The 252-nt window shown below is 60.7% G+C and carries 1 protein-coding gene; it reads right to left on the reverse strand.

The annotated features are described in order from the left end of the window. Nucleotides 1-252 (reverse strand): sigma 54-interacting transcriptional regulator (locus SB756_RS32865; RefSeq protein WP_410913611.1); only part of this gene is annotated, 252 nt, incomplete at both ends.

Genomic DNA, 252 nt, shown 5'->3' on the forward strand with positions numbered 1-252 from the left:
TGGCACTGATTACCCGCAAGTCGACCTTGCGCTCTTTCACCGCACCAATGCGGCGGATGCTGCGGTCTTCGAGCAGCTTCAGCAGCTTGGCTTGCAACACCAGGTCCATCTCGCCGATTTCATCGAGGAACAGCGTGCCCCCATCAGCGGCCTCGACCAGGCCCACCCTGCGCTCCTTGGCATCGGTGACAGCACCTTTCTCATGACCGAACAACTCCGCTTCGAGCAAATTGGCCGGGATCGACGCGCAGT

The sequence above is a fragment of the Pseudomonas sp. SIMBA_068 genome, assembly GCF_046534705.1.
GTDB classification, from domain to species: domain Bacteria; phylum Pseudomonadota; class Gammaproteobacteria; order Pseudomonadales; family Pseudomonadaceae; genus Aquipseudomonas; species Aquipseudomonas putida.